Raw genomic sequence first — 21,618 nt, forward strand, 5'->3', positions numbered from 1 at the left:
GAGGAAAAGTCATGCAGGGATTCCAGCGCCGCGTCGTCTACATCACCCTTTACGAAGGGATCGCCATCGTGGCCGCCAGTACCGGCCTGGCGCTGATGACGGACGCCGGGCTCGGCCACTCGGGCGTGCTGGCGGTGGCCGCCTCGGTCATCGCGGTGATCTGGAACCTGGTCTTCAATGCCCTGTTCGAGCGCTGGGAGTCGCGCCAGGCGGTGCGCGGGCGCAGCCTGCGCCGGCGCATGGCGCATGCCGTCGGCTTCGAGGGCGGGCTGATCGCGGTGCTGGTGCCGCTGTTCGCCTGGGGCCTGGGCGTGACGCTCTGGCAGGCGCTGGTGATGGACCTGGGCCTGGTGGTGTTCTTCCTGGTCTACACCTTCGTCTTCAACTGGGGATTCGACCGGGTGTTCGGGCTGCCGGCGTCGGCCGCGCCCGCCAGGGCCACCGCCGCGGCGGCCGGGCAGGGGGCCTGAACGCCCTTCGCGGCCGCGGCCCTTGCCGCAGCCGGTAAAATTGCGCTCCCTTCCAAGGAGCGTTGCAGCGGCGGCCCGCATCAAGAGGCCCGCCGTCAGGCTTGGAAGGCGCCCCGCCGGCCGGGGCGCAGCCGCAAACGACGCTCACCTGACGTTTTTTCCTGCACAGGTGAGCCCCCATGAGCGATGTTCCCACGCCCTCCGTCCCCCCGATGAAGCTGTCCGGCCTCGAGCCGGTGGCCATCGACGCCGGGTCGCTGTTCGTCAACATCGGCGAGCGCACCAACGTCACCGGCTCCAAGGCCTTCGCGCGGATGATCCTGAACGGCCAGTTCGAAGAGGCCCTGGCCGTGGCGCGCCAGCAGGTCGAGAACGGCGCGCAGGTGATCGACATCAACATGGACGAGGCCATGCTCGACAGCAAGGCTGCGATGGTCCGCTTCCTGAACCTGATTGCGAGCGAGCCCGACATCGCGCGCGTGCCGGTGATGGTCGACAGCTCGAAGTGGGAAGTGATCGAGGCCGGCCTGCGCTGCATCCAGGGCAAGGGCATCGTCAACTCCATCTCGATGAAGGAGGGGGTCGACAAGTTCAAGCACGAGGCCAAGCTCGTGAGGCGCTACGGCGCCGCCGCGGTGGTGATGGCCTTCGACGAGAAGGGCCAGGCCGACACCTACCAGCGCAAGATCGAGATCTGCGAACGCGCCTACCGCATCCTGGTGGACGAGGTGGGCTTTCCGCCCGAGGACATCATCTTCGACCCCAACATCTTCGCGATTGCCACCGGCATCGAGGAGCATGACAACTACGCGGTCGACTTCATCAACGCCGTGCGCTGGATCAAAGAGAACCTGCCGGGCGCCAAGGTGTCGGGCGGCGTGAGCAACGTGAGCTTCAGCTTCCGCGGCAACGACCCGGTGCGCGAAGCCATCCACACCGTGTTCCTGTACCACGCGATCCAGGCCGGCATGGACATGGGCATCGTCAACGCCGGCATGGTGGGCGTGTACGACGACCTGGAGCCGACGCTGCGCGAGCGCGTGGAAGACGTGGTGCTCAACCGGCGGCCCGACGCGGGCGAGCGCCTCGTCGAAGTGGCCGAAACCGCCAAGAGCGGCGCCAAGGACGACAGCAAGAAGCTCGAATGGCGCGGCACGCCGGAGCACCCCGTGCACGTCAACCAGCGCCTCTCGCACGCGATGGTGCACGGCATCACCGACTTCATCGTCGAAGACACCGAAGAGGCCTACCAGCAGATCCTCGCCAAGGGCGGCCGTCCGCTGCACGTGATCGAAGGGCCGCTGATGGACGGCATGAACATCGTGGGCGACCTGTTCGGCCAGGGCAAGATGTTCCTGCCGCAGGTGGTGAAGTCGGCGCGCGTGATGAAGTCGGCCGTGGCCCACCTCATTCCCTACATCGAGGAAGAAAAGCGCCAGGACGAGGCCGCGGGCCGCGACGTGCGCACCAAGGGCAAGATCATCATCGCCACCGTGAAGGGCGACGTGCACGACATCGGCAAGAACATCGTCACCGTCGTGCTCCAGTGCAACAACTTCGAAGTGGTGAACATGGGCGTGATGGTCCCGTGCCACGAGATCCTGGCCAGGGCGAAGGTCGAGGGCGCGGACATCGTGGGCCTCTCGGGCCTCATCACGCCGAGCCTGGAAGAAATGCAGTACGTGGCCGGCGAGATGCAGAAGGACGACCACTTCCGCATCAAGAAGATTCCGCTTCTGATCGGCGGCGCAACCACCAGCCGCGTGCACACCGCCGTCAAGATTGCGCCGCACTACGAAGGGCCGGTGGTCTACGTGCCCGATGCCTCGCGCAGCGTGAGCGTGGCGCAGAGCCTGCTGTCCGACCAGGCCACCGCGTACATCGACGAGATCAACGCCGACTACGAGAAGGTGCGCACGCAGCATGCCAACAAGAAGCAGGTGCCGATGTGGCCGCTGGCCAAGGCGCGCGCCAACAAGACGCCGCTCGACTGGTCCGGCTACACGCCGCCCGTGCCCAAGTTCATCGGCCGGCGCCTGTTCAAGAACTTCGACCTGACCGAGCTCGCCAAGTACATCGACTGGGGCCCGTTCTTCCAGACCTGGGACCTGGCCGGTCCGTTCCCCGCCATCCTGAAGGACGAGATCGTCGGCACCGAGGCCGTGCGCGTGTATGCCGACGGCCAGCGCATGCTCAAGCGCCTGATCGAGGGCCGCTGGCTCAGCGCGAGCGGCGTGGTGGGCTTCTGGCCCGCCAACACCGTGAACGACGACGACATCGAGCTCTACACCGACGAGACGCGCAGCGAAGTCGCGCTCACCTGGTACGGCATGCGCCAGCAGACCGAGAAGCAGGTGATCGAGGGCGTGATGCGCCCGAGCCGCTGCCTGGCCGACTTCGTCGCGCCGAAGGACAGCGGCCTGAAAGACTACGTGGGCGTGTTCGCGGTGACGGCGGGCCTGGGTGTCGAGAAGAAGGAGAAATACTTCATCGACGACCTCGACGACTACTCCGCCATCATGCTCAAGGCCCTGGCCGACCGCTTGGCCGAGGCCTTTGCCGAATCGCTGCACCACCGCGCGCGCACCGACCTCTGGGGCTATGCGCCCGACGAGGGCCTCAGCAACGAGGACATGATCGCCGAGAAATACCACGGCATCCGCCCCGCGCCCGGCTACCCGGCCTGCCCCGACCACAGCGTGAAGCGCCCGATGTTCGACCTTCTGGGTTGCGCGGACATTGGCATGACGCTGACCGAAAGCCTCGCTATGATGCCCGCCGCCAGCGTGAGCGGCTTCTACCTGAGCCATCCCGAGTCGACGTACTTCAATGTCGGCAAGATCGGGCGCGACCAATTGCAGGACCAGGCGGCGCGGCGCAAGGAGAGCGAATCCGACCTCGAGCGCCTGCTGGCGCCGAACCTTTGAACCTGCCGGCCGGCACGGCCGACCGGCACCGGGAGTTGTTATTCAGAAGCTGATGTTTGCAGCCGCGCACTACGCGGCACTGGCGGTCTTTGTCCTTGGCTGCTGGGGTTTCGGGCGCGCGCTGCTGGCGCGCCTCGCGCCGCCGCCGCGCCGGGACGCCTGGCTCGAAGCGGCCATGGCCGCGGCCCTGGGCGTGGGCCTGTTCATCTGCGCCTTCCAGGCCTTGGCGATCTTCGGCGCGTTCAAGAAAGAAGCCACCGTGGCGCTGATCGCCGCCGGCGTGCTGGCGGCCGCGCTGCAGCTGCGGCCCTGGTGGCGCGAGCTGCGGGCGCTTCGCGCCCCCCGTGCACCGTGGACCCGCGCCGAAAGAATCGCCGCCATCGCGCTGGCCTTGGTGGCGCTGCCGGCGCTGGTCGCGCCGCTCGCGCCGCCCGCCGCCTTCGACGAACTGATGTACCACCTGCCCTATGCCCGGCAGGTGGCGCAACAGGGCTCCCTGGGCATCCACGAGTGGCTGCGCTACCCCTGGTTCCCGTACAACTACAACCTGCTCTATGCCGCCGCGCTGCAAGTGGGCGACGACGTGCTGCCGCACTTTCTCAATGCGCTGGCCGGCGCGCTTTCGGCGGTGATGGTCTATCGCCTCGGCATCCAGCACGCGAACCGGCTCACGGCCTGCATCGGCGCGGCCATCTGGGTCGGCATCGGCGACTATTCGAATGCGCTGATCGACATGGGCGTGGCGCTCTTCGTGCTGAGCGCCTGCGTGGCGCTGTGGTGGTGGCGCGAATCGCAGCCGGTGCAGGGCGGCACGCGCTGGCTCGGTCTGGCGGCGTTCTGCCTGGGCGTGGCCGCGGGTTCGAAATACCAGGCCCTCACCTTCCTGCCGCTGGTGGCGCTGTTCGTTGTCTGGCACGAGCGCCGGCCCAAGGCGTGGGCGCTGGCGCTGCTTTGCTTCTTGATTCCGTGCATCTACTGGTATGCACGCAACGCGGTCATGACCGGCGATCCGTTCAACCCGATTGGTGCGCGCGTGTTCGGTTTCACCGACTGGATCCCGGCCGACTATGTGCAGCAGGTGGCCGACGTGCGCGACCATGCGGCGCGCCCCAACGCGCTGATCTGGGCCGTGTTCCTGGCGCCGTTCAGCCTGCTGTGGAAGCGCTCGGCCGCGCTGCGCGCCGCGGGCTGGTTCTGCTTCTATTCCGTGGCCGTGTGGCTTCTGACCTCGCGCTATCCGCGCTACCTCACGGCCTCGTTTCCGCTGCTCGCGCTGATGGCGGCCATCGGCTGGCAGGTGCTGTTCGGCGGGATGGCCGCGGGCCTGCGCCGCGCGTTCGGGGCCAGGGGCGGGCCGGCCGGGGCCGTGGCCGCGCCGGTGGCCGCGGCACCTGCCGGCCGCCTGGGCCTTGCCGGCGACTGGATCGTCGTGCTGCTCGTGGCCGCGCTGGCCGCGGTGTCGCTGCGACAGACCGCTGTCAAGGTCGCGATGATCTCGCCCACGCCCGAAACCCGCGAAGCCTTCCTGCGCCAGCATGTGCCTGGCTATGCCGCCATGGACTACCTGCGCCAGCATGCCAACGGGCGCGTCTACCAGATCGCGCTCAACGAGGCGATCTACTACGGCCCCAATCCGATCTGGGGCGACACGCTCGGCCCCTGGCGCTACCGCGATTTCCTGCTGCTGCTTCCGGGCGACATGGCGCGCAAGCTGGCCGCCAAGGGATTCACGGCCATCGTCATGCCGGCGTCGATGGTGCCCACGCTGGCCACCCGGCCCGGCTTCGACGAGCATTTCGCCCTGCTGTACGAAAAAGACGGCGGCCGGGTCTACCGCATTCTTTCGACCGCACCATGACCGACGACAACCCATCCGCCGCAGCCCGCGCCCCGCTACGCATCGCGGCGGTGATCCCCTGCTACAACGAGGCGCTGTCGATCGCGCAGGTGGTCGCGCAATTCCGCGCGGCGCTACCCGAGGCCGAGATCCACGTCTTCGACAACAACTCGACCGACGACACGGCCGCCATCGCGCGCGCCAGCGGTGCCCTGGTGACGCACGTGGCCGCACCCGGCAAGGGCAATGTGGTGCGGCGCATGTTCGCCGACGTCGAGGCCGACGTGTACGTGACGGTCGACGGAGACGCCACCTACGACGTGGCCAGCGCACCGCGGCTGGTGGATGCGCTGGTGGCGGGCAACCTCGACATGGTGGTCGGCTGCCGCGTCGACGACGGGCAGAGCGCGCTCACCTACCGCGCCGGCCACCGCTTCGGCAACCGGCTGCTCACCGGGGCCGTGGCGCAGCTCTTCGGCGGCGGCCTGACCGACATGCTCTCGGGCTACCGCGTGTTCTCGCGCCGCTATGCCAAGTCGTTTCCGGCACTCTCGCAGGGCTTCGAGATCGAGACCGAGCTCACGGTGCATGCGCTCGAACTGCGCATGCCCCATGCCGAGCTCGACACTGTCTACAGCACGCGGCCCGAGGGCTCGCACAGCAAGCTCTCGACCTACCGCGACGGCTGGCGCATCCTGAAGACCATCTGCAAGCTGTTCATCAGCGAGCGGCCGCTGCAGTTCTTCTCGATCCTTGCGGCGTTGCTGGCGGTGGGCGCGATCGTGCTGGTCATTCCGCTGCTCATCACCTACCTGCACACCGGCCTGGTGCCCCGGCTGCCCACGGCGGTGCTGGCGACGGGCGCCATGCTGGCCGCCATGCTGTCGATGGTGTGCGGCGTCGTGATGCACGCCATCAGGCTCGGCCGCCGCGAGGCCAAGCGCCTGCGCTACCTGGCGATTCCCGGCGTGCGCCACGGCGCCGCCGCGCGATGAAGCTCGGCCGGCAGTTCCTGTCGTTCGCCGTGGTGGGCGCGATCGGCTTCGTGGTCGACGTGGCCGTGCTGTACCTGGTGGCGCCGCTGCTGGGCTGGTACGGCGCGCGGGTGCTGTCCTTCCTGGCGGCCGCAACGGCCACCTGGGCATTGAACCGGCGCTACACCTTCAAAGCCCGAGACGCCAATGCCTCCGTGCTGCGCGAGTACCTCGGCTATCTGGTCACCATGCTGGGCGGCGCCGTCGTCAACTACGGCGCCTATGTGCTCGTGCTGCACTGGGCTTCGGGTGCCTGGGCGCCCGCGGCCGGCGTGGCGCTGGGCAGCTGCGCGGGACTGGCCGTGAACTTCCTGTCGGCGCGCTACCTGGTGTTCAAGGCGCGGTAGACGCAGAGGAGTCCGGCGTTGCATCTGCGCCGCTGCCCTCACCCTGGCCCTCTCCCAGGGGGAGAGGGGACAAGAGGGATATCGCTCAGTGCGCGCTCGACACCACGACCGGAATCTCGGTGGCCGGCGGCGTGTTGCGGCTGCGGCCGCAGCGCACGATGCCGTCGATCACCACCATGCCCACGCCCGGGATGTCGCCGAGCTGCACGCTCTCGAGCAGGCCCGGTGCCGGCGAATGCTGTGCACGGTCCATGAAGACGAAGTCGGCGTCGCGGCCCACTTCGATCAGCCCGCAGTTGAGCTTGCGGATCTTCGCCGTGTTGCCCGTGGCAAAGCAGAACACCAGCTCGGCCGGAATGTTCGCAATGGACGACAGCATCGCCACCATGCGCAGGATGCCCAGCGGCTGCACGCCCGAGCCCGCGGGCCCGTCGGTGCCGAGGATCACGCGGTGCGGGCACTTGAGTTCGAGTGCCGCCTTGGCCGCCGCGATGGCGACGCGCTCGTTGCCGTTGTGCACGATCTCGATCGCGCGCGAACTCTTCTCGCACAGCTCGCACACATGCGCCTCGGGCAGCGAGGTGTGGCCGCCGTTGATGTGGCCGATGATGTCGGCGTCGGCCTCCAGCACCACGTCCTTGTCGATCAGGCCCGAGCCCGGGATCGACGGCCCGCCTGTGTGGATGGTGCTCTGGATGCCGTACTTGCGCGCCCAGGCGACCATCTCCTTGGCCTCGTAGCCGGCTTTGACCGAGCCCAGGCCCACTTCGCCGAGCAGGCCCACGCCCGCGTCGGCGAGTTCCTTGAAGTCGCTCTCGACCATGCCCTTCTCGATCACCGGCGCGCCGGCCAGCACCTTCACGCCGCCGGGGCGGAAGTTGTCGAAGGCGCGCTGCGCGGTGATGGCCAGGGCCTTCAATCCGACGATGTCCTTGGGCCGGCCCGGCAGGTGCACCTCGCCCGCGGAAATCATGGTGGTCACGCCGCCGTGCATGGTGGAGTCGATCCAGCCGATCTGGCCCTGGCGCGGCGTCCAGTCGCCGAACACCGGATGCACGTGGCTGTCGATCAGGCCCGGCGCCACACAGGTCTTCTTCGCGTCGATGACGGTCTGCGCGCCTTCGAGGTCGCAGTCCTTTTCCTTGCCGACCTGGGCGATCAGGCCGTCGTTCACCACGATGGTGTCGGCGTCCAGGATGGGCTTGTCGATGTCGCCCGAGAGCAAGAGCCCTATGTTCTTGATGACGACCTTGCCCGACTTTGCGCCGGCTGCGATTTCTGCCATGGAGTCAAGCCTCCCGCCGGGCCGCCCCAAGGGAGGCTTGCGCCCCCTTGGGGGGCCGCGAACGAACGTGAGCGATGGGGGTCATTTTTACCTCGTCGTGGGGTGGGATGTTGTTGTTGTCCTGCGCTTCGTCCGCACGCACGGTGCGCAGCACGGTCTCGATCACGAAGTCTTCCCAGTGCGTGATCGCCTCGGGCGACTCCAGCGGTTCGCCGAGGAAGGCCGTGAGCGTGTGCCGGTTGGAGGTGTAGAAATAGCCGGTGGACGCGATCAGCAGGTAGATGTCGCGCGCGATCAGGCCCTTGCGGAACAGGCCCTGGGCCGCGCCGCTGGCGAGGATCTCGGCAATGATCGCCACCGCCCGCGACGAGTATTCGCGCGCCCGCAGCGACTTCGAAATGTGCCGGCCCTTGTGCAGGTTCTCGGTGTTCAGCAGCGTCACGAACTCGGGGTTCTTGCGGTAGTAGCCCAGCACGAAGCGGATGACTTCGGTGAGCGCCTCCACGGGCCGGCTCGCGTCGAGCGCAATGGCGGCCTCGGCATCGTCCATGCGCTTGTAGATGCCTTCGAGCACCGCGATGAACAGGCCTTCCTTGCTGCCGAAGTAGTAGTAGATCATCCGGTCGTACGACTTGGCGGCCTTGGAGATTTTCTCCACGCTGCCGCCGTCGTAGCCGTACCTGGCGAACACCTTGGTCGCCGACTTCAGGATGCTGTCGCGCGTGGCCTGCGCCGCGGCCTCGCGCACGCCGGTGCGGCGCTGGGGCTTGGGCTTGGTGGCGGTGCGGCTGTCGGCCATCGTGCGCGCGGCGTCCCGCCTATTTTTCAGCGAAGGCGCGTTCGACCACGAAGTCGCCGGGTGTCGAGGTATTGCCTTCCTTGAAGCCGCGCTTCTCCAGGATGTGCTTCAGGTCCACCAGGAGGCCCGGGCTGCCGCACAGCATCACGCGGTCTTCCACCGGGTTGATCGCGGGCAGGTCGAGGTCGTCGGTGAGCTTGTTGCTCTCGATCAGGTCGGTGATGCGGCCCTGATTGCGGAACTCCTCGCGCGTGACCGTTGGGTAGTAGAGCAGCTGCTTGGCCACCATCTCGCCCAGGAACTCGTGCTTGGGCAGGTGGTCGATCACAAGGTCGTGGTAGGCCAGCTCGTCGACCTGGCGCACGCCGTGCACCAGGATGACCTGCTCGAACTTCTCGTAGGTGTCCGGGTCGCGGATGATGCTCATGAACGGTGCGAGGCCCGTGCCCGTGCCGAACAGGTACAGGCGCTTGCCCGGCAGCGTGTAGTCGATCAGCAGCGTGCCGGTGGGCTTGCGCCCCACGATAACGGTGTCGCCCACCTGGATGTGCTGCAGCTTCGAGGTCAGCGGGCCCTCTTCCACCTTGATGCTCAGGAACTCGAGATGCTCCTCGTAGTTCGGGCTCACGATGCTGTAGGCGCGCAGCAGGGGCTTGTTGTTGACCTTCAGGCCGATCATCGTGAAATGACCGTTCGAGAAGCGCAGCGCCGGGTCGCGCGTGGTGGTGAAGGTGAACAGGCGGTCGGTCCAGTGGTGGACGCTCAGGACGCGTTCTTCGCTGAAAGCACTCATACGGAACTCAAGAGTTGGTTGAAACAGTGGAAGGTGGCGGGGCCGAGGTGCACGCTTGTGGGGCGTGCGTGCCGTGGCCGGCTGCGAACCCTCCATTGTCGTTGGTCGGAAAAACCCCGATGAACACCGCGAGAAAACACCATTGCAAGCATCGGGCCCGTTTGCTACATTGACCGTGAATGTAGTGAACGCAACATGAAAGTGTAGGGAATGCTACACAAACGGAAGGCGGCGCACAAGCGGGCAGACGGCACGTTTGTTGCAACCCCCGCCGAACGGTATTGCCCCACACACACGCCCACGAGATCGCCCCGATGACAGAACACACCAAGACAGATGGCCTCCCCGGCATGGACATGCCGGTGGTCGCCGAAGCCGGCGCCGGCGGATTCGGCAAGGCCCCGCCGCGCAACGAGAAGATGAGCACGGCCAAGGTCGAGTGCAACGCCTGCCCGGTGCTGTGCCAGATCTCCGACGGCCGCACCGGCGCCTGCGACCGCTATGCGAACAGGGAAGGCGTGCTGGTGCGCGTCGACCCCGTCGTGCTGCTGCGCCGCGAGATCGCGAGCGAGGCGCCCACGCTGGTCCCCTTCGACCGCCCCGCCGCCGACAAGGTGGAAGGAGGCGCGCCCGACTGGAACGGCGACCTGCTGCACGCCGACGAAGTCTTCGTGACTGGCGTGGGCTCGTCCACCACCTACCCCGACTACAAGCCCGCGCCCTTCATCGTGGCTTCCAAGGCCCAGGGCGTCGACATGGTCACCGTCGTCACCGAAGGCATCTTCAGCTATTGCAGCTTCAAGGTGAAGATCGACACCGACCGCTTCCTCGGCTCCGAGCAGGCCAACGTGCGCTACCGCGGCGAGGTCGTGGGCCATGTCACCACGGCCGAGTACGGCTCGCAGATGCTGTCCCTGGGCGGCGTGCACCACCTCACCGGTGGCAGCAAGAAGGAAGGCCGCATGACGGCCGAGCTGATGCAGCTCCTGGGCAACAAGAAGGCCGTCGAGTGCACCATCGACGGCGGCTCCACGCTCGTCATCCAGGCGGGCAGGGCGCCCATCGTCAACGGGGTCGAAGAGCAGCGCATGCGCGTGGGCTGCGGCTCGGCGGCCGTGGGCATCTTCGCGCGCCAGTTCGCGGGCGTGGCCGACGAGGTGGTGGTGGTGGACGACCACATCACCGGCGTGCTCACCGAGCACCAGGCCGGGCGCTGCCTCGACATGGCGCCTTCGGGCATCCAGATGCTGGGACGCAAGTCCACGCCGGGGCGCTACTTCCAGGTGGCGAACCCGGGCAACGGCTGGGGCGGCACCGACATTGCCGATCCGCTCTCGATCATCGAGGGCTGGGAAGAGGGCGTGGCGCGGCCGGGCCTGCGCCTGTTGATGACATCGACCACCGGCGAGCATGCGCAGTGGTACGTGCTCGACGAGGCGCTCAAGCCGGTCGAACAGCCGATGCCGCCCGAAGTGCGCCGCATCGTCGAGCGCATCGGCGAGAACTGCGAACCATCGCTGTGCACCGTGCTGTTCCTCGGTGGTGCGGGCGGGTCCCTGCGCGCCGGCGTCACCGAAAACCCTGTGCTGCTGACGCGCGCCATCAAGCGCGCGCTGGTCAACGTGACCTGCGGCGGCGCGCCGGCCTATGTGTGGCCCGGTGGCGGCATCACCGTGATGGCCGACGTCATGCGCATGCCCGACAACAGCTTTGGCACGGTGCCCACGCCGGCCATCGTGGCGCCCATCGAGTTCAGCATGCGGCAGGCCGACTACGAAGCGCTCGGCGGCCACATGGAGCACATCTTCCCGCTCGAGCAGGCGCTCGCGCGCGGCGCGTGGCAGGAAGACGGCGCACCGCTGGCGCGCCAGTGGCTCGTCATGGACGATGCGAACCCGTGGCCGCTCGGCCACACCCCCATGCTGGGCTGAGCCATGACTGCCCAACGCAGCGCACTCGACAAGAACCGCTGGCACTTCAACCACGGCCCGATCGACATCGTGGCCGAGGCGCACGGCGATCCGTACGCCGTCGCCGCCGCCCACGATGCCGCGTGGGCGCGCTTCGGCCATGTGCTCGACGAGCTGGTGCGCGAGCTGCCGCTGCTGCGCCTGCCCGTGATCGACAGGATGCGCCCGCGCGGCGTTGTCGGGCAGCGCATGTGGGACGCCTGCGCCGCGTTCTCGCCGATGTTCATCACGCCGATGGCGGCCGTGGCCGGCTCGGTGGCGCAGGAGCTGATCGCGTTCTACGACCGCCCCGGCATCGAGCGCGCCTGGATCAACAACGGCGGCGACATCGCGCTGCACCTCGCGCCGGGCCAGTCGGCGCGCGTGGGCGTGTTTGCCGACCTCGCGCGCTTCGACTGGCGCGACACCAGTGTGCTCACCACCGACGGCCAGTTCGAGATCAGCGCCGGGCAGCCGGTGCGCGGCGTGGCCACCAGCGGCTGGCGCGGACGCAGCTTCTCGCTGGGCATTGCCGACAGCGTGACCGTTCTGGCCGCCACCGCGGCACAGGCCGATGCCGCCGCCACCGTGATTGCCAATGCCGTCGACGTGGACGATGCCGCCATCGGGCGGCGCCCCGCCAGCGAATGCAAGGACGATAGCGACCTGGGCGACACCCTCGTCACCGTCGATGTGCCGCCGCTGGCGCCCGCGCAGGTGCAAAGCGCGCTCGATACCGGCGCCGTGTGCGCGAAGGTGCTGCAAAAAGGGGGGCTTGTCTGGGCTGCTCTGCTCGTTTGCCAGGGGCAGTTTCGCCTTGTTGAGCCCTTATGCTCGAAGCCGCTGCAAACAGGGGTGCCGAAAGCAGTTGGTTCAGTATTTGCTTAACGAAAAGCAAGGTTCTTTTTTCATGATCGATATACGCCGCGTCTTCACCCATGTCGAGCACATCCACCACGAGTTCGGGCCGCGCGCCGCAACGCCGCTGGTGCGCGGCGCCATCGGCGCGGTGCTGACCAATCCGTTCGCGGGCCGCTACGAGCCCGACATCCTGCCGATGATGGCGCTGCTCGATCCCGTGGGCGTCGACATGGCGCACCGGCTGCACGCCGCCATGGACGTGCCGCTCGAGCAGATCGCCACCTACGGCAAGGGCGCCATCGTGGGCGCCGCCGGCGAGCTCGAGCACGGCGCGCTCTGGCACGTGCCCGGCGGCTACGCCATGCGCGAGCTGCTCGGCTGGAAGGGCGACCGCGCGGCCTACACCGCGGGCAAGGCCGAAGAAAAAACCGGCCAGCCCGGCAACGCGCTCTCCATCGTGCCCTCGACCAAGAAGGTCGGCCCGCCCGGCGCTGCGCTCGACGTGCCGCTCACCAACATCAACGCCAGCTATGTGCGCGGCCAGTTCGATGCCATCGAGGTGCGCGTGCCCGGCGCGCCGGCGGCCGACGAGATCGTCTTCATCCTTGCAATGAGCACCGGCTACCGCGTGCATGCACGCGTGGGCGGCCTGCTCGCCAAGGACATCAGCAAATGGGACGGCCTGCGCTGACCTGATGAACAAGAGACACGAAGAAGGAACACAAGACATGACTTCCAATATCCGCAAGCTCGTCATCCAGGTCGACGAAACCCGCAAGGAAATGGGCCAGGACATCGCGCCGCCCACGCGCCGCGCCGTGGCCATCGCGGTGATCGAGAACCCCTACGCGGGGCGCTACAGCGAGAACCTCGACGAGCTGATCGCCATCGGCGAAGAGCTCGGCGCGCTGCTGGGCCAGAAGGCCGTGAAGGCGCTCGGCATCGAGCCCGGCCAGGCGCAGAGCTACGGCAAGGCCGCGATCGTCGGCGAGAACGGCGAGCTCGAGCATGCGGCCGCCATCCTGCATCCCAAGCTCGGCGCGCCGCTGCGCGTGGCCGTGGAAAAGGGCGCGGCGCTCGTGCCCTCGGCCAAGAAGCGCGGCACGCTCGGCACAGCCATCGACGTGCCGCTCGGCCACAAGGATGCGGCCTTCGTGCGCAGCCACTTCGACGCCATCGAGGCCCGCGTGTCCGACGCGCCGCGCGCCAACGAGATCGTGGTGGCCGTTGCCGTCACCGACAGCGGCCGGCCGCTGCCGCGCATCGGCGGGCTGCAGGCCAGCGAAATCAAGGGTGAAGACGGGCTGCGCTGAAGCCACGCGTCTCCATTTCCACGTCGTTTCTATTTTTCTCTCTCTTTCGATCCCCAGGAGTTTCCCCATGAACCCATTGCGTCACGTCTTCAGCGCCGCAGCCGTTGCCACGCTGGCCACCGCCCTCGTTCCTGCCCATGCCCAGGGCGTGATCAAGATCGGCGAGGTCAACAGCTACAAGGCCCAGCCCGCCTTCCTCGAGCCCTACAAGAAGGGCATGGAACTGGCCGTGGAAGAGATCAACGCCAAGGGCGGCGTCAACGGCCGCAAGGTGGAGCTCATCACGCGCGACGACAACGCCAACCCCGGCGATGCGGTGCGCGTGGCCGAGGAGCTGGTCGCGCGCGAGAAGATCGACGTGCTCACCGGCACCTTCCTGTCGAACACCGGCCTGGCCGTGGCCGACTTCGCCAAGCAGAAGAAAATCTTCTTCCTGGCCGGCGAGCCGCTGACCGACAAGATGACCTGGCAGGGCGGCAACGAATACACCTTCCGCCTGCGCCCCGGCACCTACATGCAGGCCGCGATGCTGGTGCCCGAAGCGGCCAAGCTCAAGAAGAAGCGCTGGGCCGTCGTGTACCCCAACTACGAATACGGCCAGTCGGCCGTGGCTGCGTTCAAGACGCTGCTGAAGGCCGCGCAGCCCGATGTCGAGTTCGTTGCCGAACAGGCGCCGCCGCTCGGCAAGGTCGATGCGGGTGCCGTGGTGCAGGCGCTGGCCGATGCCAAGCCCGATGCGGTCTTCAACGTGCTGTTCGGCGCCGACCTTTCCAAGTTCGTGCGCGAAGGCAATACCCGTGGCCTGTTCAAGGACCGCACGGTGGTGAGCGTCTTGACCGGCGAGCCCGAGTACCTCGACCCGCTCAAGGACGAAACGCCCAACGGCTGGATCGTGACCGGCTATCCCTGGTACGGCATCCAGACGCCCGAGCACAAGGCCTTCTTCCTCGCGTACCACGCCAAGTACAAGGACTACCCGCGCCTCGGTTCGGTGGTGGGCTACAGCATGATCAAGTCGGTGGCGGCCGGCATCGACAAGGCCAAGAGCACCGAGACGCCGAAGCTCGTGGCCGCCTTCAAGGGCCTGCAGGTCGACACGCCGTTCGGCAAGATCAGCTACCGCGCCGAAGACCATCAATCCACGATGGGCGCCTTCGTCGGCAAGACCAAGAACGAGAACGGCAAGGGCGTGATGGTCGACTACACGTATTTCGACGGCGCCAAGTTCCAGCCGAGCGCCGCCGACGTCAAGAAGTCCCGCGCCGCGGACTGACCTTTCTCTTTCCGGAACGCTTGCACCCATGAGCCTCTCGTCCCTGCTGCTTCAGTTCCTCACCGGGCTGTCGTCGGCTTCGTCGCTGTTCCTCGTGGGGGCCGGCCTTTCGTTGATCTTCGGCGTCACGCGCATCGTCAATTTTGCGCATGGCTCCTTCTTCATGGTGGGCATCTACCTTGCCTACACATTGGTGGACAAGCTCGGCACGCTCGGCTTCTGGCCGGCGGTGCTGATTGCCGCGCTTGCGGTGGGGCGTGATCGGCGCGCTGATCGAGATGGTGCTGCTGCGCCGCATCTACAAGTCGCCCGAGCTGTTCCAGCTGCTGGCCACCTTTGCGCTGGTGCTCGTCATCAAGGATGCGGTGCTCTATGTCTGGGGGCCGGACGAATTGCTCGGCCCGCGCGCGCCGGGCCTGTCGGGCTCGGTCGACATCCTGGGCCGGCAGTTTCCGACCTACGACCTGTTCCTGATCGTCGTCGGCCCCGTGGTGCTCGGCCTCATGTGGCTGCTGCTCACGCGCACGCGCTGGGGCACGCTGGTGCGCGCCGCCACGCAAGACCGCGAGATGGTCAGCGCGCTGGGCGTGAACCAGGCCTGGCTGTTCACGGCCGTGTTCGCGCTCGGCGCCACGCTCGCGGCGCTGGGCGGCGCGCTGCAGCTGCCGCGCGAGCCGGCCACGCTCGCAATGGACCTCAACACCATTGGCGCGGCCTTCGTGGTGGTGGTGGTGGGCGGCATGGGCTCGATTCCCGGCGCGTACGTGGCGGCGCTGCTGCTGTCCGAAATCAAGGCGGTCTGCATCTGGCTCGGCGTGGTCGAGATCTTCGGCTACAGCGTGTCGTTCTCCAAGCTCACGCTGGTGGTCGACTTCATCGTGATGGCCATCGTGCTGGTGTGGCGCCCCTGGGGCCTGCTCGGCCGCCCGCAGGCGCCCAGCCGCTACGTGGGCATGCAGGAAGAGCCGCTGCGGCGCGCAAGCAAGGGCTACCTGTGGCTCGTCGCCGCGCTCGGCCTGGCGCTCATGGCGATGCCGCTGCTCACCGCCGACTCGCCCTACACCACGGTGCTGATGATCGACCTGCTGATTGCGGCGCTGTTCGCGGCCAGCCTGCACTTCATCATGGGCCCTGCCGGCATGCACTCGTTCGGCCATGCGGCCTACTTCGGCCTGGGTGCTTACGGCGCCGCGCTGCTGGTGCGCACTAGCGGCATGCCGATGGAGCTCGCGCTCATCGTCGCGCCGCTGGTCGCCGCCATCGGCGCTTTCGTCTACGGCTGGTTCGCGGTGCGGCTTTCGGGCGTGTACCTGGCGATGCTCACGCTGGCGTTCGCGCAGATCACCTGGGCCGTGGTCTACCAGTGGGATTCGTTCACCGGCGGCAGCAACGGGCTCACCGGCGTCTGGCCTTCGGAGTGGCTGTCGGACAAGCGCACTTACTACTGGCTCACGCTGGTGCTGGTGGCCGCGGGCATCCTGATGCTGCGCCGCGTGCTGTTCTCGCCGTTCGGCTATGCGCTGCGCGCGGGGCGCGATTCGGTACTGCGGGCCGATGCGATCGGCATCGACGTCAAGCGCATGCAATGGACCGCTTTTGTCATCGCGGGGGCGGCGGCCGGGCTGGCCGGGTCGCTCTATGCGTTTTCGAAGGGCAGCATTTCGCCTGAGAGCCTGAGCGTGGACAAGTCGGTGGATGGGCTGGTGATGGTGCTGCTTGGCGGTATTCAGACGTTGGCGGGGCCGGTGGTGGGGGCTGTCACTTTCAGCTGGCTGCATGACACGGTGGCGCGCAATACGGACTATTGGCGGGCTACGCTGGGGGCGATCATCCTGCTGTTGGTGCTGCTGTTTCCGCAGGGGATTGCTGGGTTTGCGAAGCAGTTGAGCGATCGCTTGCTGCGGGGGCGGCGCCGTTCGGAAGTAGATGTTGCTGCTTTGAAGGAGACGCGGACGTGAGGGGCGGTTGTCTTTCATCGTTCAGAGGTTTTCTTTTTTTCCGAGGCCGGGATATCCGCCCGGCGGCGGACTTACTTTCTTTTGCTTCGCCAAAAGAAAGTAAGCAAAGAAAAGGCGACCCTACTGTCTGCGTCCCTCCGCTTCGCTGCGGGCAACCTGCGGTGCTCGATTCCGGCGGGGGTCCGCAGAACTCGCTTCGCTCAAACAGCTGCGGCCCTGATCCCGCCTCCATCTGCGCTCCTCGGCGCATACAGAAGGGGTGGGAGCGGGCAGCCTTCGCTTCGCTCGGCCCCAACTCCAACAGCCAGCAGCCAATCTCAACCACCGCGGCGCGCAGCGCCGCGGTGGCTTGGTGGCCGAGCGAAGCAAAGGCCCGTTCGGTATCCAATCCCCTCTGTATGCGCCGAGGAGCGGAGCGTTTCGCGGATCAGGGCCGCAGCTGTTTGAGCGAAGCGAGTTCTGCGGACCCCGCGAAACGCGAGCACCGCAGGTTGCCCCGTAGCGCAGCGAAGGGGTCGCAGACAGTGGGGTCGCCTTTCTTTTGCCTACGTTTCTTTGGCGAAGCAAAGAAAAGTAGGTCGCCCGCCGGGGCGAGACCCGGCCTCGGGAAGCAACCGCCCGGCAGCAACAAAAAGCCACGAACCCTCTCCCACAGAGAGAGGGAGTAAAGCCAAATGACCCTCCTCAAAGTAGACAACCTGGGCAAATCCTTCGGCGGCGTCAAAGCCGTCGACGGCATCAGCTTCGAGCTCAAGGCCGGCGAGCTGCTGGCCCTCATCGGCCCGAACGGCGCTGGCAAGTCCACCACCTTCAACATGGTGAACGGCCAGCTCAAGGCCGACCAGGGTTCGATCGTGTTCGACGGGCATGAGCTCGTGGGCCAGAAGCCGCGAGAGATCTGGCGCAAGGGCGTGGGCCGCACCTTCCAGATCGCCGAAACCTTTGCATCGCTCACCGTCGCCGAGAACGTGCAGATGGCCATGCTCTCGCACGACGGCAAGCTGTTCTCGATGTGGCGCCGCGCGGCGGACCACAAGCGCGACGAGGCGCTCGCGCTGCTCGACCAGGTCGGCATGAAGGCGCAGGCCGACCGGCCCTGCAGCGAGCTGGCCTACGGCGACGTCAAGCGCGTGGAGCTTGCGATCGCGATGGCCAATGCGCCCAAGCTGCTGCTGATGGACGAGCCCACCGCCGGCATGGCGCCGAAGGAGCGCAACTCGCTCATGGCGCTGACCAAGGAGCTGGTGGTCCAGCGCGGCCTGGCCGTGCTGTTCACCGAGCACAGCATGGACGTGGTGTTCGCGTACGCCGACCGCATGATCGTGCTGGCCCGCGGCCGCCTGATCGCGCAGGGCAAGCCGCTCGAGATCCGCGACCATCCGAAGGTGCAGGAGGTGTACTTCGGCAGCGGCAAGACATTCGAGAAGATTGCGGAGAAAGCCGCCGAAGTGAACGCGGCAGTGGGAGCCATCGGATGAGCACGCACGAAACATTGTTGAAGGCAAACTCGCTGTGCGCCTGGTACGGCGCCGCACAGATCCTGTACGACGTCGATCTTGAAGTGCGGCGCGGCGAGGTCGTCGCGCTCATGGGCCGCAATGGCGCCGGCAAGTCGACCACGCTCAAGGCGCTGATCGGCATGCTCGCCAAGCGCAAGGGCAACGTCAGCTTCCTCGGCCACGACATCTCGAAGAGCGAGCCTCATCACGCGGCGAAGCTCGGCCTCGGCTTCGTGCCCGAAGACCGCCGCGTGTTCACCGACCTCACGGTGATGGAGAACCTCGAGGTTGGCAAGCAGGCCGGGCGGCGCTGGAGCGACGGCAGCGAGGCGCCGCTGTGGACGCCCGAGCGGCTGTTCAAGCTCTTTCCCAACCTGGGCGAAATGCCCGACCGCCCGGGCGGCCGCATGAGCGGCGGCGAGCAGCAGATGCTCACCGTGGCGCGCACGCTCATGGGCAACCCTTACCTGGTGCTGCTCGACGAGCCCTCCGAGGGCGTGGCGCCGGTGATCGTCGAGCAGATGGCCAACATGATCCTGGAACTCAAGGCGCAGGGCGTGAGCATCCTGCTGTCGGAGCAGAACATGCACTTCGCCGAACTGGTGTCCGACCGCGCCTATGTGCTCGAGAAGGGCCAGATCCGCTACCACGCCACCATGGCAGAGCTCGCGGCCAACGAAGAGGTGCGCCGGGCCTATCTCAGCGTCTGATTCTTTTTCCAACCACCCCACCGGAGTCCACACCATGCATCGCAGAATCGTCCTGAAGTCCGCCGGCGCCCTCGGGCTCATGAGCGGCCTCGGCAGCTTCGGCCTCCGTGCCTTCGCGGCCGGCAAGATCAAGCCCGGCAGCAAGGCCGCGCTGATCGTGGTCGACGTGCAGAACTGTTTTCTCGACGGCGGCACGCTCGCGGTAAAGGGCGGCAACGAGGTGATCCCGGTCATCAATGCCCTGGCGCCGGCGTTCGAGAACATCGTCGTCACGCAGGACTGGCACACCGCGGGCCATGCGTCCTTCGCAAGCACCTATTCGGGCAAGAAGCCCTTCGAGACGACCAAGCTCAGCTACGGCACGCAGGTGCTGTGGCCCGACCACTGCGTGCAGGGCACCGAAGATTCCGCACTCGGCAAGGACCTGAAGGTGCCGACCGCGCAGCTCATCATCCGCAAGGGCTTCCACAAGGAGATGGACAGCTACTCGGCCTTCGAGGAAGCCGACCACAAGACGGCCACGGGCCTGGCCGGCTACCTGAAGGCGCGCGGCATCAAGACCGTGTTCGTCACGGGCCTGGCCACCGACTTCTGCGTGGCTTGGACGGCGATGGATGCGCGCAAGGCGGGCTTCGACGCCTACGTGATCGAGGACGCAACGCGCGGCATCGACCTGAACGGCTCGCTCGCCGCCGCATGGAAGCAGATGGCTTCCAAGGGCGTCAAGCGCATCCAGTCGGCCGATATCCAGGCGGCCTGAGCAAACCCGCGCCGCATTCACCCCCGCCCGGCAACAACGACAACAACGAGCTCGACAACGCATGACGATTCCGATTTCAAGGCGCGCCCTCGTGGCGGGCGGCGCAGCCCTGGCACTGGGCCCCGGCCTTCTTCGTTCCGCGCGCGCGGACAACGGCGTGACCGACGGCCTCATCCGCATCGGCCAATCGGCCGTGTTCAGCGGGCCGGCCAAGGACTTCGGCATCGACTACCGCGCGGGCATCAAGCTGTACTTCGACCGGGTCAACAAGTCGGGCGGCGTGAACGGCCGCAAGCTCGAACTCGTCACCTACGACGATGCCTACGATCCTGCGAAGACGGCCGCCAATACCGCGAAGCTGATCGACGAGGACAAGGTCTTCGCGCTTGCGGGCTTCGTCGCCACGGGCAACCTCGCGGCCGCGATGCCGCTGGCCGAGAAGGCGGGCGTGCCCATGTTCGCGCCGCTGGTGGGCACCAGCTCGTTCCGCACCAAGGTCAACCGCCTGCTGTTCCACGTGCGCGCGGGCTACGACCTCGAGCTGCGCAAGATCATCAGCCATCTCTCGACCATCAGCCTCTCGTCGATCGCGGTGGTCTACCAGGACAGCGCCTTCGGCAAATCGAACCTCGCCACCTGCGAGCAGCTGGCTGCCGACTACAAGGTGCAGGTCGTGAAGACGCTGCCGCTCGCGATTGCCGCCGAAGACGCGAAGCAGGTGGTCGCCAGCCTGGCCGAGGCCAAGCCCGGTGCAGTCGTGATGATCATGGCGGGCCGCATGGCCGAGGTCTTCATCCGCGACTACCGTGCGAACGGCGGGGCTGCCCCGCTCTACACGCTGTCGGTCGGCATCACCGATGCGGCGGGTTCGGCCAAGCGCCTCGAGGGCAAGCTTGCGGGGCTGGTCACCGCCAGCATCGTGCCGCCGCCGGAGGCGTTGCGCGTGCCCATCGTGGCCGACTACCAGCGCGACCGCGCCGAGTTCGGCGAGAAGATCGACAGCTACACCACGCTCGAGGGCTACATCGCATCGCGCGTGATGGTCGAAGGCTTGCGCCGCGCGGGCAAGACGCCCACGCGCGACAGCTTCATCGCCGGGCTCGAAAGCATCGGCAATACGCGCTTCGGCGAATTCCCGGTCGAGTACAGCGCGAAGAACCACAACGGCTCGACCTTCGTGGACCTGGAGATGTACACCCGTGACGGCCAGTTGCGGCGCTGAGCCGCTGCTGCACCTGCAGGTCAACGGCAGGGCCTGTTCGATCGCGGGCGTGCCGCGCGAGGCCACGCTGCTGCACCTGCTGCGCAACGACCTCGGCCTGAACGGGCCCAAATATGGCTGCGGCCTGGGCCAGTGCGGGGCCTGCACGGTGCATGTCGACGGCGTGGCGGCGCGTGCCTGCGTGATTCCCGCGCATGGCGTGGCGGGCCGCGCCATCACCACGCTCGAAGGGCTGGGCTCGCATGATCGCTGGCATCCGGTGCAAGCGGCATTCGAAGACGCGCAGGCCGCGCAGTGCGGCTACTGCCTGAACGGCATGGTCATGCAGGCCGCGGCGCTGCTCGCGCGCGATCCGCAGGCGAGCGAGGCGCGCATCCGCAGCGAACTCTCGGGCAACCTGTGCCGGTGCGGGACGCATATTGAAATACTGGATGCGGTGCAGCGGGCGGCGTTGCGCATGCGCGAGGCGGTGAACTCATGAACGGTCCGTCTTGTCCCCTCTCCCTCCGGGAGAGGGCCAGGGTGAGGGCATCGGCCCTTGCACAAGCACGGCCTTTGCCACCGCCGCCTGCCCTCACCCC

18 protein-coding genes, 1 pseudogene and 1 riboswitch are annotated in these 21,618 nt (G+C 67.2%); of the genes and pseudogenes, 16 read left to right on the top strand and 3 right to left on the bottom strand.

The window, feature by feature from the left end; genetic code table 11:
* Positions 1-11 precede the first annotated feature (11 nt).
* The 5 genes from QFZ47_RS13595 (at position 12) to QFZ47_RS13615 (ending at position 6,615) form a co-directional block, all read left to right on the top strand.
* Positions 12-470 (top strand): PACE efflux transporter, encoded by a 459-nt coding sequence (locus tag QFZ47_RS13595; RefSeq protein ID WP_307656135.1) that lies wholly within the window; start codon positions 12-14, stop codon positions 468-470.
* Between the two features lie 48 nt (positions 471-518).
* A riboswitch (S-adenosyl-L-homocysteine riboswitch) is annotated at positions 519-623 on the top strand.
* Between the two features lie 59 nt (positions 624-682).
* Positions 683-3,397: a methionine synthase gene (gene metH / locus QFZ47_RS13600; protein WP_307658935.1), complete on the top strand. Its 2,715-nt coding sequence runs from the start codon at positions 683-685 to the stop codon at positions 3,395-3,397.
* 52 nt (positions 3,398-3,449) lie between these two features.
* Positions 3,450-5,255, top strand: a complete 1,806-nt coding sequence (locus QFZ47_RS13605; protein WP_307656136.1) for an ArnT family glycosyltransferase — start codon at positions 3,450-3,452, stop codon at positions 5,253-5,255.
* The gene (locus QFZ47_RS13610; protein ID WP_307656137.1) at positions 5,252-6,229 is read left to right on the top strand and encodes a glycosyltransferase family 2 protein; all 978 of its coding nucleotides are present in this window, start codon (positions 5,252-5,254) and stop codon (positions 6,227-6,229) included. Before QFZ47_RS13605 ends, QFZ47_RS13610 begins: the two co-directional genes overlap by 4 nt.
* Positions 6,226-6,615, top strand: coding sequence for a GtrA family protein (locus QFZ47_RS13615; protein ID WP_307656138.1), 390 nt, complete (start codon positions 6,226-6,228; stop codon positions 6,613-6,615). Before QFZ47_RS13610 ends, QFZ47_RS13615 begins: the two co-directional genes overlap by 4 nt.
* Before the next feature lie 85 nt (positions 6,616-6,700).
* Here the strand turns inward: QFZ47_RS13615 and QFZ47_RS13620 are convergent, their stop codons facing one another.
* The 3 genes from QFZ47_RS13620 to QFZ47_RS13630 are packed head-to-tail and all read right to left on the bottom strand — an operon-like array spanning position 6,701 to position 9,492.
* Complete coding sequence (locus tag QFZ47_RS13620) at positions 6,701-7,900, bottom strand: amidohydrolase family protein (RefSeq protein WP_307656139.1); 1,200 nt, start codon at positions 7,898-7,900, stop codon at positions 6,701-6,703.
* Between the two features lie 4 nt (positions 7,901-7,904).
* Positions 7,905-8,699 carry a TetR/AcrR family transcriptional regulator gene (locus QFZ47_RS13625; RefSeq protein ID WP_307656140.1) on the bottom strand — a complete coding sequence of 265 codons (795 nt, stop codon included), beginning with the start codon at positions 8,697-8,699 and terminating at the stop codon, positions 7,905-7,907.
* Between the two features lie 19 nt (positions 8,700-8,718).
* Positions 8,719-9,492 carry a ferredoxin--NADP reductase gene (locus tag QFZ47_RS13630; protein ID WP_307656141.1) on the bottom strand — a complete coding sequence of 258 codons (774 nt, stop codon included), beginning with the start codon at positions 9,490-9,492 and terminating at the stop codon, positions 8,719-8,721.
* 314 nt (positions 9,493-9,806) lie between these two features.
* On the opposite strand from QFZ47_RS13630, the gene QFZ47_RS13635 reads away from it, so the two are divergent.
* The 11 genes and pseudogenes from QFZ47_RS13635 to QFZ47_RS13685 all read left to right on the top strand — a co-directional run bounded on the left by QFZ47_RS13635 (position 9,807) and on the right by QFZ47_RS13685 (position 21,518).
* Positions 9,807-11,423 carry a 6-hydroxynicotinate reductase gene (locus QFZ47_RS13635; protein ID WP_307656142.1) on the top strand — a complete coding sequence of 539 codons (1,617 nt, stop codon included), beginning with the start codon at positions 9,807-9,809 and terminating at the stop codon, positions 11,421-11,423.
* Between the two features lie 3 nt (positions 11,424-11,426).
* Positions 11,427-12,329: a UPF0280 family protein gene (locus tag QFZ47_RS13640; RefSeq protein WP_307656143.1), complete on the top strand. Its 903-nt coding sequence runs from the start codon at positions 11,427-11,429 to the stop codon at positions 12,327-12,329.
* 22 nt (positions 12,330-12,351) lie between these two features.
* Entirely contained in the window at positions 12,352-12,993 is a 642-nt protein-coding gene (locus QFZ47_RS13645) for an amino acid synthesis family protein (RefSeq protein ID WP_307656144.1), read from the top strand.
* A gap of 37 nt (positions 12,994-13,030) precedes the next feature.
* Entirely contained in the window at positions 13,031-13,615 is a 585-nt protein-coding gene (locus QFZ47_RS13650; protein WP_307656145.1) for an amino acid synthesis family protein, read from the top strand.
* 67 nt (positions 13,616-13,682) lie between these two features.
* A complete protein-coding gene (locus QFZ47_RS13655) occupies positions 13,683-14,888 on the top strand; it encodes an ABC transporter substrate-binding protein (protein WP_012745347.1) in 1,206 nt (401 codons plus the stop codon).
* A 28-nt stretch (positions 14,889-14,916) separates the two neighbouring features.
* Positions 14,917-16,846: pseudogene (locus tag QFZ47_RS13660) on the top strand (ABC transporter permease).
* Positions 16,847-17,520: 674 nt separating this feature from the next.
* Positions 17,521-18,324: an ABC transporter ATP-binding protein gene (locus QFZ47_RS13665; protein ID WP_124961368.1), complete on the top strand. Its 804-nt coding sequence runs from the start codon at positions 17,521-17,523 to the stop codon at positions 18,322-18,324.
* Positions 18,321-19,055: an ABC transporter ATP-binding protein gene (locus tag QFZ47_RS13670; protein ID WP_307656146.1), complete on the top strand. Its 735-nt coding sequence runs from the start codon at positions 18,321-18,323 to the stop codon at positions 19,053-19,055. Before QFZ47_RS13665 ends, QFZ47_RS13670 begins: the two co-directional genes overlap by 4 nt.
* A 34-nt stretch (positions 19,056-19,089) precedes the next feature.
* Positions 19,090-19,815 carry a bifunctional nicotinamidase/pyrazinamidase gene (gene pncA / locus QFZ47_RS13675; protein WP_307656147.1) on the top strand — a complete coding sequence of 242 codons (726 nt, stop codon included), beginning with the start codon at positions 19,090-19,092 and terminating at the stop codon, positions 19,813-19,815.
* 61 nt (positions 19,816-19,876) lie between these two features.
* A complete protein-coding gene (locus tag QFZ47_RS13680; protein WP_307656148.1) occupies positions 19,877-21,037 on the top strand; it encodes an ABC transporter substrate-binding protein in 1,161 nt (386 codons plus the stop codon).
* A complete protein-coding gene (locus tag QFZ47_RS13685; protein ID WP_307656149.1) occupies positions 21,015-21,518 on the top strand; it encodes a (2Fe-2S)-binding protein in 504 nt (167 codons plus the stop codon). The genes QFZ47_RS13680 and QFZ47_RS13685 overlap by 23 nt, the downstream gene beginning before the upstream one ends.
* Positions 21,519-21,618 lie beyond the last annotated feature (100 nt).

Source organism: Variovorax paradoxus (genome assembly GCF_030815975.1).
Lineage (GTDB): Bacteria > Pseudomonadota > Gammaproteobacteria > Burkholderiales > Burkholderiaceae_C > Variovorax > Variovorax paradoxus_N.

Bases quoted from the DNA above. Each gene is read 5' to 3' on its own strand.
- QFZ47_RS13595 (WP_307656135.1), top strand. From the start codon at position 12: ATGCAGGGATTCCAGCGCCGCGTCGTCTACATCACCCTTTACGAAGGG.
- metH (WP_307658935.1), top strand. From the start codon at position 683: ATGAAGCTGTCCGGCCTCGAGCCGGTGGCCATCGACGCCGGGTCGCTG.
- QFZ47_RS13605 (WP_307656136.1), top strand. From the start codon at position 3,450: ATGTTTGCAGCCGCGCACTACGCGGCACTGGCGGTCTTTGTCCTTGGC.
- QFZ47_RS13610 (WP_307656137.1), top strand. From the start codon at position 5,252: ATGACCGACGACAACCCATCCGCCGCAGCCCGCGCCCCGCTACGCATC.
- QFZ47_RS13615 (WP_307656138.1), top strand. From the start codon at position 6,226: ATGAAGCTCGGCCGGCAGTTCCTGTCGTTCGCCGTGGTGGGCGCGATC.
- QFZ47_RS13620 (WP_307656139.1), bottom strand. From the start codon at position 7,900: ATGGCAGAAATCGCAGCCGGCGCAAAGTCGGGCAAGGTCGTCATCAAG.
- QFZ47_RS13625 (WP_307656140.1), bottom strand. From the start codon at position 8,699: ATGGCCGACAGCCGCACCGCCACCAAGCCCAAGCCCCAGCGCCGCACC.
- QFZ47_RS13630 (WP_307656141.1), bottom strand. From the start codon at position 9,492: ATGAGTGCTTTCAGCGAAGAACGCGTCCTGAGCGTCCACCACTGGACC.
- QFZ47_RS13635 (WP_307656142.1), top strand. From the start codon at position 9,807: ATGACAGAACACACCAAGACAGATGGCCTCCCCGGCATGGACATGCCG.
- QFZ47_RS13640 (WP_307656143.1), top strand. From the start codon at position 11,427: ATGACTGCCCAACGCAGCGCACTCGACAAGAACCGCTGGCACTTCAAC.
- QFZ47_RS13645 (WP_307656144.1), top strand. From the start codon at position 12,352: ATGATCGATATACGCCGCGTCTTCACCCATGTCGAGCACATCCACCAC.
- QFZ47_RS13650 (WP_307656145.1), top strand. From the start codon at position 13,031: ATGACTTCCAATATCCGCAAGCTCGTCATCCAGGTCGACGAAACCCGC.
- QFZ47_RS13655 (WP_012745347.1), top strand. From the start codon at position 13,683: ATGAACCCATTGCGTCACGTCTTCAGCGCCGCAGCCGTTGCCACGCTG.
- QFZ47_RS13665 (WP_124961368.1), top strand. From the start codon at position 17,521: ATGACCCTCCTCAAAGTAGACAACCTGGGCAAATCCTTCGGCGGCGTC.
- QFZ47_RS13670 (WP_307656146.1), top strand. From the start codon at position 18,321: ATGAGCACGCACGAAACATTGTTGAAGGCAAACTCGCTGTGCGCCTGG.
- pncA (WP_307656147.1), top strand. From the start codon at position 19,090: ATGCATCGCAGAATCGTCCTGAAGTCCGCCGGCGCCCTCGGGCTCATG.
- QFZ47_RS13680 (WP_307656148.1), top strand. From the start codon at position 19,877: ATGACGATTCCGATTTCAAGGCGCGCCCTCGTGGCGGGCGGCGCAGCC.